The sequence below is a fragment of the Dactylosporangium sp. CA-152071 genome (genome assembly GCF_050936335.1).
Classification (GTDB): Bacteria; Actinomycetota; Actinomycetes; order Mycobacteriales; family Micromonosporaceae; genus Dactylosporangium; species Dactylosporangium maewongense.
In genome coordinates this window covers 3,336,162-3,348,406 of record NZ_JBNJMZ010000002.1, presented here as the reverse complement: position 1 = coordinate 3,348,406, position 12,245 = coordinate 3,336,162, and the positions used below count along the sequence as shown (strand labels likewise).

The 12,245-nt window shown below is 70.0% G+C and carries 13 protein-coding genes; 2 read left to right on the top strand and 11 right to left on the bottom strand.

Annotated elements, in window-relative coordinates:
- Positions 1–127: 127 nt before the first annotated feature.
- The 4 genes from ACQEVZ_RS55085 to ACQEVZ_RS55070 all read right to left on the bottom strand — a co-directional run bounded on the left by ACQEVZ_RS55085 (position 128) and on the right by ACQEVZ_RS55070 (position 2,233).
- Positions 128–541, bottom strand: a complete 414-nt coding sequence (locus ACQEVZ_RS55085) for an NUDIX hydrolase (RefSeq protein ID WP_433383898.1) — start codon at positions 539–541, stop codon at positions 128–130.
- 61 nt (positions 542–602) lie between these two features.
- Positions 603–1,463 carry a helix-turn-helix domain-containing protein gene (locus ACQEVZ_RS55080; RefSeq protein ID WP_433383896.1) on the bottom strand — a complete coding sequence of 287 codons (861 nt, stop codon included), beginning with the start codon at positions 1,461–1,463 and terminating at the stop codon, positions 603–605.
- Between the two features lie 9 nt (positions 1,464–1,472).
- Positions 1,473–1,991 carry a DUF6879 family protein gene (locus ACQEVZ_RS55075; protein ID WP_433383894.1) on the bottom strand — a complete coding sequence of 173 codons (519 nt, stop codon included), beginning with the start codon at positions 1,989–1,991 and terminating at the stop codon, positions 1,473–1,475.
- Positions 1,991–2,233 carry a hypothetical protein gene (locus tag ACQEVZ_RS55070; protein WP_433383892.1) on the bottom strand — a complete coding sequence of 81 codons (243 nt, stop codon included), beginning with the start codon at positions 2,231–2,233 and terminating at the stop codon, positions 1,991–1,993. Before ACQEVZ_RS55070 ends, ACQEVZ_RS55075 begins: the two co-directional genes overlap by 1 nt.
- 262 nt (positions 2,234–2,495) lie before the next feature.
- On the opposite strand from ACQEVZ_RS55070, the gene ACQEVZ_RS55065 reads away from it, so the two are divergent.
- A complete protein-coding gene (locus ACQEVZ_RS55065) occupies positions 2,496–3,461 on the top strand; it encodes a helix-turn-helix domain-containing protein (RefSeq protein ID WP_433383890.1) in 966 nt (321 codons plus the stop codon).
- On the opposite strand, the gene ACQEVZ_RS55060 is transcribed toward ACQEVZ_RS55065, so the two are convergent.
- Positions 3,458–3,853, bottom strand: a complete 396-nt coding sequence (locus ACQEVZ_RS55060; protein ID WP_433383888.1) for a VOC family protein — start codon at positions 3,851–3,853, stop codon at positions 3,458–3,460. The two genes, ACQEVZ_RS55065 and ACQEVZ_RS55060, sit on opposite strands and share 4 nt — an antisense overlap.
- Before the next feature lie 44 nt (positions 3,854–3,897).
- Entirely contained in the window at positions 3,898–5,157 is a 1,260-nt protein-coding gene (locus ACQEVZ_RS55055) for an ATP-grasp domain-containing protein (RefSeq protein WP_433383886.1), read from the bottom strand.
- Between the two features lie 48 nt (positions 5,158–5,205).
- Between ACQEVZ_RS55055 and ACQEVZ_RS55050 the strand changes: the two genes are divergently transcribed.
- Complete coding sequence (locus tag ACQEVZ_RS55050) at positions 5,206–5,931, top strand: DNA alkylation repair protein (protein WP_433383884.1); 726 nt, start codon at positions 5,206–5,208, stop codon at positions 5,929–5,931.
- A gap of 13 nt (positions 5,932–5,944) precedes the next feature.
- Here the strand turns inward: ACQEVZ_RS55050 and ACQEVZ_RS55045 are convergent, their stop codons facing one another.
- Genes ACQEVZ_RS55045 through ACQEVZ_RS55025 form a run of 5 tightly spaced genes read right to left on the bottom strand, consistent with a single transcriptional unit; the run spans position 5,945 to position 12,134 of the window.
- Positions 5,945–7,375 (bottom strand): cation:proton antiporter, encoded by a 1,431-nt coding sequence (locus ACQEVZ_RS55045; protein ID WP_433383882.1) that lies wholly within the window; start codon positions 7,373–7,375, stop codon positions 5,945–5,947.
- Positions 7,372–8,418 (bottom strand): pyridoxal phosphate-dependent aminotransferase, encoded by a 1,047-nt coding sequence (locus tag ACQEVZ_RS55040; RefSeq protein WP_433383880.1) that lies wholly within the window; start codon positions 8,416–8,418, stop codon positions 7,372–7,374. The genes ACQEVZ_RS55045 and ACQEVZ_RS55040 overlap by 4 nt, the downstream gene beginning before the upstream one ends.
- On the bottom strand, positions 8,415–9,494 hold the full coding sequence (locus ACQEVZ_RS55035; RefSeq protein ID WP_433383878.1) for a hypothetical protein: 1,080 nt from the start codon (positions 9,492–9,494) through the stop codon (positions 8,415–8,417). Before ACQEVZ_RS55035 ends, ACQEVZ_RS55040 begins: the two co-directional genes overlap by 4 nt.
- Positions 9,487–10,686, bottom strand: coding sequence for a pyridoxal phosphate-dependent aminotransferase (locus ACQEVZ_RS55030; RefSeq protein ID WP_433383876.1), 1,200 nt, complete (start codon positions 10,684–10,686; stop codon positions 9,487–9,489). The genes ACQEVZ_RS55035 and ACQEVZ_RS55030 overlap by 8 nt, the downstream gene beginning before the upstream one ends.
- Positions 10,683–12,134 carry a coproporphyrinogen-III oxidase family protein gene (locus ACQEVZ_RS55025; RefSeq protein ID WP_433383874.1) on the bottom strand — a complete coding sequence of 484 codons (1,452 nt, stop codon included), beginning with the start codon at positions 12,132–12,134 and terminating at the stop codon, positions 10,683–10,685. Before ACQEVZ_RS55025 ends, ACQEVZ_RS55030 begins: the two co-directional genes overlap by 4 nt.
- Positions 12,135–12,245 lie beyond the last annotated feature (111 nt).

Sequence of the window (12,245 nt, the reverse complement as noted above, 5' to 3'; positions counted from 1 at the left end):
ATGTAACCCGGCGGTTGGTTCGCATCGACGAATCCAACTGGTACAGGTTGGAACGTTCCCTGTTGTACCCAGGTGTATCCGCTGCCAGGCCACCTAATGCGCGAGACCTGTTGAGGGCCGACACGTTCTAGTCGTGCACCTCAACGTTGAGACGGCTATACCAATCTAGGATCGATCGACGGTACCCGACTGGCATGTGCAGCGCGGCGACCTCGTCTTGTCTGAAGAGCCCGGCGTCCCTGTGTTCAGAGCTGACACGGACTTGAGGGTCGGCATCGACGCTGCAACCGTACGTCACGATCAGCACGTCGACGCCGTCGCGGATGTGGTACTGCCAGCAATCCAAGATCGCTCCGACAGTGACCGTCCAGCCGGTCTCCTCGGCGACCTCCCGCACGACGCACGCCATCGGGTCTTCGCCCAGTTCGAGCTTGCCGCCGGGCAGTTCCCACTCATCACGTTCGTTGCGAAGCAGCAAGACCCGCCCAGCGGTGATGCAGACCCCTTTGACCGATACGGGGAAGGCGTGCGGTCGATACATGACCCCTCCGGATGTGCTGCCCGCGAATGAGCACGATGGGGCTGCTCGCCCACTGCGCGGGTCAGGTCGACATGGTCGGCTGTTGGAGCAGCTCGTCGCGGGCACGGCCGATGAGCGCCTTCGCCTGGCGACCGAAGACCGCGGTTCCTCGCATCCGCTCGAAGGTCGCAACGTAGAGGGCGACCTCTTCGGGGCGGGTGATGTCCAAGCCTGTGGTCAACGTCTCGACTTGGACGAGGGACTCATCGAAGATCCAGAATGAGGTCTGGTTGTGTCCGTCGAGGCCGGTAGTAGTGGGGATCAGCCCCAGCGAGACCCGCGGCAGGCGCATGACCTCCGCGAGGCGGTCCAACTGATCCAGCATGGCCGGTGGCGACGGGACCCTGCTGTAGAGCACCTGCTCCGCGAGCAAGAAGATGAATCGACGCTGGCCGAGGCGAAGTATGCGTTGACGATCCATGCGGATCGCATTTGCTGCCTCGGTGTCGTCCTCGGGCAGCGCCATCAGGTTTCGCCAGTGCGCCATGACGGCCATTGAATATGCCTCGGTCTGGATGGGGCCGGGGATGATCCAGTGTTCGTGAACGCGGAAGAGGGTGGTGCGCTCGTAGAGGGCAACCCACGGTTCTTGAAGTTGGCGCAGCCCTCGCCGCGCTGCGTGGCGGTAGTCGCGGTACAGCGTGTCCACGGCGCGCATCTGCGCGATGAGGTCGGCGACTTGGGCGTCTGCGTTGCAAGCCGTTGCCCATGCCCGGATGTCCGCATCGGAAAGACTCTGTCCGCCATGCTCAACGCGGGAGACCTTGGTGTAGTGGAAGCCGGTGGCTTCGGCGAGCTGCCGTCCCGAGAGGCCCGCGTCGAGGCGGATCTCCCGGAGACGGTTGCCGAACGCTTCCCGGGCTCGCTGCTGTGTGCTGGACACGAACGTCGGTCAGTCGGGCTTGTACTCGTGATGCGGGATGCCGATACGCCACACGGCCTCGAACGCGGCAGAACACAGGTCGATGTCGTGCGGGTCCGTGCTGGTCGTGAAGTCGATATTGCGACCGTTGCCTGCGTAGTGGTGGAAGATCACGAGCCGCCGATCGAGCATCCAGAAGTCGTTGCCCGGGAAGGCGATCGACGACACCAGGCGACGGGGTACCCAGCGGTGCTCCTCGCCGGCGTCCTCGCTGGCCCCGAAGACGATGTATGCCCAGCGCTGGTAGTCCGACAGCGGTTCCGAGACCACGTGGGCTCGGCGCAGCGTCTTGCCTTCGGCGACGAAGCCTCGGACGTCATCGCACCAGGGTTGCATGAACGCGAGGTCTGTCGGCTCGCCTGCTGCCCAGGCGGCGAGGTGCGGCAGTTCAACCTCAGTGCCGTACGCGTCGCGCATCTCCAGATGCACCGACTCCGCATCGAAGTGCCTGATCGCCTCCTCGAACTCGGCAACGGTCAGACGGGCCATCAGTCTCCTTCCGCGAAGAACGGAACCATCCTGTCCGGGATCTCGACGCAGGTCTCACCCACAGGGATGCCCATCTCTGCGAGCACCTCGGGGTCTGTCACGACCCAGCCTTGCACGATCCAGCTGCCCCGGTCCGTCTTGTACAACGTCGGCGAGTTGGTCGGCGCAGACTCCGGATCTGCTGCAATCAACTTAATCCGCACTGGGTCCTCCTGTCCCGATGAGTGCACGATGTTGCGCACGCCAACCAGTCTCCTGGGGCTATCAACGGCCGTCAACGTCCCGCGTTGTCCGTTTCGCCATCGAGCCGTAGGGCGCACATGCCACGAGCGCTATGGCCGAGGCACGCGTTGACCGGGGCAGGGCGGAATGCTGCAACTCTCCGCAACAACCTGGACCGGGCCGGCCAGACACTCCTAGCGTTGGCTCGGCCACGGCGGGAAGCAATGCCTTCGGGCGAGCCCGTCCGCTGCAGGTACATCGCGTCCGAGATGGGGGAGAATCGTGGCATCCGGCGTTGTCGCATACGACTCGCCCCAACCCGCCGGCGTTGTCTCCTTCGGCAATCAACTGCGGCAGGCACGGCGCCGGCAGCAATGGAGCCAACGTCAACTCGGTGTTGAGATGTACTTCAGCCGTGAATACGTGGCATTGGTTGAGCGGGGTCTTCGCGCACCGAGCGCGGCGTTCGTCCAACGAGCAGAAGCCGCCCTGAACGCAGATGGCGAACTCCAGCAGGCCTACGACGCGATTCGCCGACCTCGCGCGCACGGCGCTCGGCCACATACATTGAGGCGTCCGACGGCTGGCCACCGCGGGAAGATCGGAACTGCGGCTCGACATCTTCGTACCGTCACCCTGGAGACGGCCGCTGGAGAGCTGTCTCCGGCCTGGTTAACGGCAGTTGACGACCTGCAGGGCTTACTTCGGGACGAGCTCTGCCCAGTCGAAGCTGACAATGACGTCACTGCGCTGGAGCGGCGGTGCGCAGATCTTGGCGCTGCCGCTGGCCACACGATCGGTTGGGTGGACGTGCTGTCATCGTCAGCGCTCGGCGCCGCCGACGCCGGTGCGCTACTGCGACGGCCGCTGGCGATGAACCACGCCGAGCGAGTCTCGGCCGTTCTGGCTGTCTTCGCCGCGCTGACCGCAGACGCACTGCTGATGCTGGGGCACCGCGACCGAGCTGCTGAGTGGTACCAGCTCGCAGCTCCTGAACATCGCCAGCCGTCAACGACGACGACTGGCAATGAAAGCGATTCCCCCGACACTGCCGCGCCCGCTTCACTCGATCGTGGCGCCTCCCTGGTCGAGCCAGGTAGTGGGTCGGTGCCACCACGCTGGCCAGGCCCAACCGTTCGTCATCGAACGCCGAAACCACGCGCAGCGAGACCGGCCCATGCTGCGGCGCGACTGCATGCGCGTCCGTCCCGTCCGCGCCGACGGGACGGACGCGCGCCCCCTGCTTAGGACTTCGGGATGTTGACGACCTCGAACCGGGATCCGTCAGGGTCCTCGACGAAAGCGGCGAAGTACCCGTCGGCGTACTCGGGATACGTGCGCGGTGCGTGGACGACCGTGCCGCCGCTGGCAGCTGCTGCCTGGTAGGCGGCGTCGACGGCCGCAGCGTCGTCGACCTGGAACGCGAGGTGCTGCAGTCCCGGCCTGCCGTGTGCGTGACGTGCGGTGTCGTTGCCTTCGACCAGGTAGACGAGGATCTCTGGGCCGTCGGCGAGGTAGATGAGGGGGCTTTCGAGGCCGCCGCTGCGGTGGTAGCCGAGTTCGGCGAGGAATGGGTCGTAGAAGGCGGCGCTTGCGACGAGGTCTGTTGCGGTGAGCGCGAGGTGATGCAGGCGGGTCATCGGTGTGCTCCCTGGTGAACGCGGTTCGGCTGGTCGGTGCAGGGCTAGGGCGTGGTGTAGCCGTACGGTGCAACGAGCGATTGGAGACGTTTGCTGGCTTCGGTCGGGGTGGCTGCGGCGACGCCGATGGAGAGCCCGGCGTCGGGTCGGTAGACCTGATCGTCGAGCTCGGCCGTGTTGAGGTGCCAGCCGATGACGGCCGGGTCGTGGCGGAGGTGGTGGGCGAGGTCGGCCTGTTCGGCGAGGTCGACGGCGTCGCGTCGCTCGTCGGCGAGGTAGCAGCATGCGATGGCGGCGGCTGCGAACCTGGGTGTGCGGCTGCGGATGACGTCGGCCGGCAGGGGGCGGCCGAGGGAGGCGGCGAGGTGGACGGCGCGGGGGTCGGTGCCGGTGAGGGCCTGGACGGCGTGGGAGACGAGCCCTGAGCCGGGCCGGACGCCGATGTCCAGGACGTGCCAGACGCCGTCGTGGAGCCGCAGTTCGGTGTGCAGGGTGCCGTCGTGCAGTTGGAGGGTGGCCACGATGCCGGCGGTGACGGCGGGTAGGCCGGGAAGGGCGGCGACGATCTGCGGCTGGACGGGTGGGGTGAGCATGATCTGGTCGACGAACGGCTCTTGCCGGGTGGCGGTGCACTTTTCGTGGACGACGGCGTGCCTGACGTTGCCGGCGCAGACGATGGCGTCGACGCTGATCTCGAGTGCGTCGTCACCGCCGAGGTAGGGACAGGCAATCGTCGGTACGCTGCTGTCGATGTGGCCGAGCGCGCGGAGCCGCTGGTAGACGGCGATGTTCTCTCCGATGGTGAGGTCGGTCCGGTAGCGGAAGACGCCGCGGGAGCCGGCACCGGTTGCGGGCTTGAGGATCAGTGCCGCGCCGAACCGGTCCAGAGCGGAGGTGAGGAGGTCATGGTCGAGCGGGCCGGTGAGGTGCGGCGGCGCGGGGACGCCGTTGGCGGTGAGCGTGGTGTACAGCGCGGCTTTATCGGTGACGAGCTGTCGGGCGGCTGCGAGGGGGAAGGCCGGGTTGAGGGCGGCGAGGGCGACGGTCCACCAGTCGTCGAAGCCGACGACTCCGGCGAGCGGACGGCCGTTGTGGTGGGCGAGCATGTCCAGGAGCTGCTGGGCGGCGTGTGGCAGGCCGGCCTCGACGGGGATCAGGTGGTCGGGCCCGAGCTGTCGGAGGTGCACGCCGCCGGCGAGGAGTTCGGTCATGGTGGCGGCAGGGTGCAGGTCGCCGTAGACGGCGTAGACGGGGATGCCGGCCCCGGCTCGGGGTCCGGTCAGGTCGAGAGCGGTGCCGGCCACAGTGGTGCCTCCCTGAGGTTCGGTCGGGTGAAAGGTACGGTCCACGAGGTGAAGGACGAGCCAGCGACCACGGATGCGGTCAGCGGACAGTCGGCCGATGGAGGCGCGGCTGCGGCGGCGCTGGCTGCCGAGATTCGCGCTGGCGTGCGTGGGCATGCTGACACGGCGTACGTGCCGGGTACGGTCGCTGCCCGTAGCCCTGGTAAGCCGGTGCTCGGCGTGCGGATTCCGTTGCTGCGGGCCGCGGTCCACGCAGCGGCGCGGCCGCCATCGCCGCGCCATGGGGGGCCTGACGCGGGCATGGTGCGGGCCGCGGCGACGGTGCTGTGGCACGGCACGGCGCACGAGGATGAGCTGGCGGCATGCATGCTGCTGCGCCGGACGGCGGTGGCGCCGACTGCGGCGATGGTGCGCGACTGGGCTCCGCTGCTCGACAACTGGCTGTCCGTCGACGAGTTCGGCGGGGTGCTCGGTGCTGCGGTGCAGGCCGAGGCCCTGCTCGTGGAGGATCTGGGTTGGCTGGCTGTGTCAGCGTCGGATTGGCAGCGGCGGCTGTTCCTGGTCATGTTGATCGCGCCGGTGTGTGCCGGGCTCGATCCGGTCGCGGTGCCGGGCCTGGTCGGGGTGCTGCCGGATCCTGCGAAGCCGGTGCGGAAGGCGGCTGTCTGGCTGGTGAGTGCCGTGCTGAAGCGGCGGCCGGACGCCGCCGGGCAGTTCCAGCGCGTACTCGGCGCGGCGGGACCGCGTCCGCTGCTGCGGCTCGTCGACAGGTAACCGCTGCGGCTGCTCACGCCGCCTCCGCAAAGCGGTCTGGCACGCGCCCGGCATCTGGGGCTGGCACGTCACCGCGCGCGATGTGCCGGACGCCGAGCAGGTCGAGCAGCGGCCCGGTCGCGGCGGTGGTGAGGACCGCCATCACGACGAACACGGTGAACGTGGTGCCGTCGATGATGCCCGCAGTGCGGCCGATGTTGAGCAGGACGAGCTCGGTGACGCCGCGGCAGTTCAGCAGCACGCCGAGGACCGTCGCGTCGCGCCAGGCGAGACCGATCACGCGTCCGGCCGCGACACCGGAGAGCAGCTTCCCGGCGACGGCGGTGACGAGGACCAGGCCGGCCAAGGCGACGACGGGGCCGGTGGTGAGCAGGTCGAGACGGGTATGCGCGGCGATCGCGACGAAGAAGAGGGGCAGCAGCCAGTCGGCGGCCCCGCCGGCAATGGCCACGACCCGCCGTACCGCCGCGGCCTGCCGCGGGAGGGTAAGCCCGGCGAGGAACGCGCCGATGATGGCGTGCAGCCCGAGCTGTTCGGTGGCGGCCGCGCAGCCGAGCACGATACACAGCAGCAGCGCCGGCCGGACCGGCGAGACGCCACGATCTGCGGCCAGCATCCGCGACGCAAGCGGCCGCAGCAGCCACCACACGGCGGCGATGAAGCCGGCCGCGGCGGCGAGCCGCAGCCCGGTGGCGGCCAGCGACCCGGCCCGGACGAGGCACAGGGTGACGGCGAGCAGCGCCCAGATGGTGGCGTCGGCGACCGCGGCGGCGGTGGTGGCGAGGGCGCCGAGCGGGCTGGTCAGCAGCCGCCGTTCGGCCAGGATGTGCGCGAGGACCGGCAGGGCGGTCGCGCTCATCGCGAGACCGACGAACAGCGCGTGCGGGATCGTTCCGACGCCGGGCGGCGCGGCGAGCACGGTGACGGCGACCGCGGCCCCGCCGAGCAGCGGCACCGCGACCGTGGTGTGCCCGGCGAGCAGCGCCGCGCCGCGGGTCGCGCTGGCCGTCGAACGGGCCAGGTCGTGGCCGATGCGGAACACGAACAACAGGACGCCGAGCTGTGCGAGGACCTCCACGGCCGCGGCGGCACCGCCGGCCCGCAGCCACCCGCCGGCCGCCGGCGCTACCTGCCCGAGAGCGGACGGGCCGAGCAGCAGGCCCACGGCGGCGTGCCCGATGACCCGAGGCTGGCGCAGCCGGGCGGCGACGCTCCCGCCGAGGTGCGTCACGGCGACGAGGAGCGCCACCACCGCGAGGATGTGCGGCACGTCCAGCCCACCGGGCGCCGAGACAGGCGCTGCGGCTGGGTGCCGGCCGTCCTGAGCGCCAGCCTGGGCGCCGGTCTGGGACAGCGTGACGGCGAACGCGGATCCGGTGACCGCTACGACGGCGGCGAGGACCAGGTAGGCCAGGCCGACACGGCGCTGGTTGGGTGCGGTCACAGGCTGGCCAGTCGCTTCGCAGCCCGGTCGATGACGTCGCCGGGTTGGGCGAAGCAGATCCGGACCGTGTCAGCTGCGCCGCCGAACACCGTCCCTGGCAGCCCGACGATGTGCGCGGCGCGCAGCCGGGCCGCGGCGTTCCGGCCGGTCAGCGTCTGCAGGAGCAGGTGGGTGCCTGCGGTCCCCGCGCCGGCGACGAGGCGGAGGTGCTGCGCGCCGGCGACGGCGTCGATGATCCGGTCCCGGTCCGCGGCGATACCGTGCGCGCGCTGGGCGAGTTCCGGCATCGTGGCGGGGTCGGTGAGGATCTCGGCGGCGAGGTGCTGGCTGAGCCGGCTCGCCGACATCGACAGGTGCGTTTTCATGGTGACGACGGCGTCGGCGAGGGCACGGTTGCGGGTGATGAGGCAGCCGATCCGGATCCCGGGCAGGCGCAGCAGTTTCGACAGGGAGAAGACCACCACCCCGGTGGCGGTGAGCCGCCGCCGGATACCTGCGAGGTCGTCGAGTGAGAAGGCGGTGTGTGAGACGTCCCAGATCGTCCAGCCGTTTCCGGGTGCGGCAAGCGTGGTGACGACGCCGGTCGGGTTGTGCGGTGAGCAGATCAGCATCGGCGTCCCGGCGTCGCGGTGTGGCAGCACCGCGGGCACCGGATACCAGATCGGTTGCAGGCCGAGCAGCCTCGCCAGTTGCGCGAAGCCGGGGAACGCCGGGGCCGGCAGCAGGATGGAGGTGCCGGGATCGGTGGTGCAGGCCAGTGCCAGATGCAGGGCTTCACTGCCTCCGGTGGTGACGATGACGTCGCCCGGTTCAATGCCGAACAGCTCTGCCACGGCGTTGCGCAGCGACCAGTCCCCGGCGACGTCGCCGTAGCCGAGCGTCAGCGCCGGGCTCGGCCGGGCGCGCTGCATCACGGCGGCGGTGACGCGCAGCTGCGGCGAGCCGTCACCACGCAGATCCAGGTCACCTGCCCCGACCGGGAAGTCGTCGTAGCGGTGCGCGGCGATCCGGCCGGCGCGGTGACTCACCCGTGACGGGGTCACGCGACCACCGGCGCGGCCTCGGCCAGCCACCCCGCGCGCAGGCCGTCGACGTGCAGCGACGGCACCCGGCCGTAGGCCGCGACCAGCCACAACGCCGCCAGTTGCAGGTCGATGCCGTCTTCGGCGGCGAACGTCCGCAGCGCCTGCTCCTCGACGGGCGTCAGGTTCAGTACGCCGCAGACCATCGGCACCAGGTCCGGCACCGGCCGGTCGGCCAGCTCGGCGAGCTGCTCGCGGTGGGACAGGAACAGCTCCAGCCGGCCGGTGAGCTGTTCTCCAGGGAAGCGGTGGCGGGCGAGGACCAGTTCCGCGGACAGGTTCCCGCCGCCGCGGCCGAGGCCGAGGACAGACACGTCCAGCCACCGTGCGCCGGCCGCGACCGCTGCGAGGGCGTTGGCGTAGCCGAAGCTGAGGAAATCGTGGGCGTGGAACCCGACCGGCACGTCGGTGACGGCTCGGACGGCCGCGACAAACCCCGTCACCTGGGTCGGGTCGAGCGCGCCGCAGGTGTCGGCGACGTAGAGCACGTCTGGTTCCGTGGCGTTGGCGATCCGCGCGGCGTGCTCGGCCAGCTCACCGGGCCGGTACCGGGAGGCGAGGGCGATGTTGACGGACACCCGCAGTCCGGCGTCGTGCGCCCGGGCCGCGAGCCGGGCGATCGGATCGAGCCAGTCGGGGTGGTAGACCAACCGGAGCAGATCCAGACCCGCGTCGGCGTAGGCGTCCACGTCCAGACCGCCGTTGCCGTTGCCGCTGTCGAGGGCGGTGGGGTGCACCATCGCGGCGAGGCGAACGCCGTCGAACCGTGCGGCGGCGAGGTGCTCCGGGCGCAGGTGCGCGCCGACGCCGGCGACGGCGACGCCGTGCTCGAGCGGTACCCCGCCGAGATAGCCCAGCTCGTCGACGTCGACGCCGACCGGGCCGACGGCGGGCGGGTGGGTCATGAGCACGTCGGAGGGCCAGTGGAAGTCGGTCTCGAACCCGCCGTCGCGCAACGTCACGTCCAGCAGGTGCACACCGGGCAGCGTCCCGGTGGCGGGTTCGGCGACATCGTGGCGGTCGAAGTGGTCACGCATCGGTGCCTCGCAACGCCGCGAAGGCTGCTGCTGCCGCCTCGGCTGGTTCCAGGCCGGCGCGGGCTGCGCACAGCCGGACCCTTCCTGGCGAGCCGAAGCCGTCGCCGGGCGTCAGCGACGCCGCTGCGTGGCTCGGCGCGTCGTGCAGGACGCCGGGGTGCTCGAGGTCGCGGTTGCACCAGATGTAGAGACTGCCGTGGGACAGCACGATCACCCCGAGGTCGACCAGGTGCTTCACGGTCTCGGTGCGGACCCGGTCGACATCCAGGCGGACCTCGGTCAGCCAGTCCGTGGCGGTGGGGCTGGACAGCAGCTGGTGGGCGAGTCGTTGGTCGACCGTGCTGGTGCCGGACGCGTACGTGCCGCGGAACGCGCTGAGGTTGCCGATGACGTCGGGATGTCCGACGAGGAACCCGACCCGCAGGCCGGCGGTCGTCAGCCATTTCGACGTCGAGTCGACGATGAGGTGCCGGCGCGGGTCGTACGCCGGCGCGAATATCGCAGACACCGGGTCGGGTCCGAACCAGCGGTACACCTCGTCGGACAACACCGCCAGTTCGAGCTCGGACGCGGTGGCGAGGAGCTGGTTGAGCGACGCCTGGTCGATCGTGACCCCGGTGGGGTTGTGCGGGTAGTTCAGCACCAGCACACTCGGCCGCTGCTGGCCCTGCACCAATGTCCGGAGCAGGCCCGGATCGGCGGCGAAAGCCGCTGGGCTGTACGGCATGACCGGCACGTCGAACCCAGCTGCCCAGATCCGGTACGGCTCCCAGCCCGGCTGGGGTAGCAGCAGTCCGTGACCGCCGTGCTCGTTGAGAAGGTGCCGCAGCGCGAGCGCTGCGGCCTCCTTCCCACCGGCGGTGACCAGGACCTGATTGGGGTCCCCGGTGGCGGTGCCAGCCGGCCGCGGTGAGGCGAGGTCCCGCGCGGACGCTCCGGCCAACAGGTGCTGCAGGAACGCTGCTCGCAGCCCCAGGTCCCCGGCCGGGTGGCCGTAGCCGATCAGGTCGAGGTCGGCGACCGCCGTGCCGAGTTCAGCACGCACCGGCTCTGGCAGCGGGTAGCGGGCCTCGCCGGCGGCGAGGTCGACGCCGCCCGCCGTGCGGTTGGTCAGGCCGGGCCGCGGAGATCGGCGGGCGTAGCCGCTGTCGTGCAGCGCGCCGAATGTCCGGCGCCAGGCGGAATCGATCATTGGGGCACCACCGTGAGAGAGCGTCGCGTGGTGGCGGCACCGGGCAGCGCGTTGAGCGCGCCGAGCCGGCCTCGACCTGCAGCGCCGGCGACCCAGTCCAGGTTGTCGACATCGCCGACCTGCTCGTCCAACCGGGCCACCATCCGGTGGTAGAGCCGCTGCTGCGGGTCGGTGAAGAAGGAGCCCATCAGGCCGCTGTAGACCAGCTTTCCGGGCTCGGTCAGGCGCAGCACGGTCCCGTCGACGGCGGCGAGGCCCTCTGCGACCAGCGCGTCGATCCGAGGCAGTAGCGCCTCCTCCAGCGACAGCACCGCCAGATCGGCCAGGTCGAAGGTCAGCCGCTTCGGCCAGAAGACCAGGCCCTTCTCGTAGGCGTGGTACGGCATCGACGCGGCCACCGGCAGCTCACCCGCGCCGGCTCGCTGCACGTAGGTGCGCTCGTCGGCGTCGTTGTAGTACGCCAGACCGCGCATCACCGAGTACGCGCCGGTCCCGACGCCGACGGCCTCGTCGCGGTACCCGCCGTACAGGGTGCCGAACATGTACTTGGTGGGCGGGGCGGTCGGGTCGCCGAAGCAGTACATGTTCTGCTCGCCCATGACGCCCATGAGCTCGGCCCGGGCAGCGTGGAACATCGCTGCCCGCTCGGCCATGCCGGCCGGTCGCGGCAGCACACCACGGCGGATCTGGTCCATCCAGCCCGGCAGCGTCATCACATAGTCGACCGGGTAGACCGACACGCTGCCGATCCCGCACCTCGCGGCGACCTGGGCGTCCAGCAGGGCGGCGTCGCGGTCCTGGCCAGGGAAGCCGACCATGATGTCCAGGTTGGTGTTCGTGAAGTACTTCGTCGACCATCCGATCGCGGCGTACACCTGATCGAGGCTCGCGGTGAGGTTGACCATGCCGCGGGTGTTGGGTTCGAACGTCTGCACCCCGAAGCTCACGCGGGTGACGCCGAGTTCAGCGAGTGCCTGGAACTTGGCTTCGTCGACGCTCTTCGCCTCGAACTCGAACGAGATCTCCGCGTCCGCGGCGATTGAGAACGCGTCGCGGATCACACCGATCAGCTCGGCGATCTGCTCGACGGTCAGCACCGACGGTGTTCCGCCGCCGATGTACACCGCGTCGAGCGTCCACTGGCCGATCCGCCGGGTCGCGGCGACGGTCCGCAGTTCCGTGTGCAGTGCTGCCAGGTAGGCGGCGACCCGATCGGCGCTGGCGTTGCCCGACTTTACGAATGGGCAGAACGTGCAGAGCGTGTCGCAGAACGGGACGTGCACGTACAGCGCCTTGTTGCCCGGGTGCGGGTCGCCGGGGAACGTGAGGTTCTCCGCGCCGAGCAGCGCCCGGACCAGAGCTTGGTGGTCGCCGGTGTACTGCTGGTCGAAGAACGGGTAGGTGAAGGATTCGAACGGCAACAACGGCGCGAGCGGCGACCGGACCATTGGGGAACACCTCGATCGAGTTCGGCGGCGTCGGCCGCGCACAGAGGACTGGATGGGGGCGGCCTGCCGCACGTAGCGATCGTGCCGGCAGGCCGCAGGAAGCTAGCGTCA

Excerpts from the sequence above, each read along its gene's own strand:
- ACQEVZ_RS55085 (WP_433383898.1), bottom strand. The coding sequence starts at position 541 with ATGTATCGACCGCACGCCTTCCCCGTATCGGTCAAAGGGGTCTGCATC.
- ACQEVZ_RS55025 (WP_433383874.1), bottom strand. The coding sequence starts at position 12,134 with ATGGTCCGGTCGCCGCTCGCGCCGTTGTTGCCGTTCGAATCCTTCACC.
- ACQEVZ_RS55075 (WP_433383894.1), bottom strand. The coding sequence starts at position 1,991 with ATGGCCCGTCTGACCGTTGCCGAGTTCGAGGAGGCGATCAGGCACTTC.
- ACQEVZ_RS55035 (WP_433383878.1), bottom strand. The coding sequence starts at position 9,494 with ATGCGTGACCACTTCGACCGCCACGATGTCGCCGAACCCGCCACCGGG.
- ACQEVZ_RS55060 (WP_433383888.1), bottom strand. The coding sequence starts at position 3,853 with ATGACCCGCCTGCATCACCTCGCGCTCACCGCAACAGACCTCGTCGCA.
- ACQEVZ_RS55030 (WP_433383876.1), bottom strand. The coding sequence starts at position 10,686 with ATGATCGATTCCGCCTGGCGCCGGACATTCGGCGCGCTGCACGACAGC.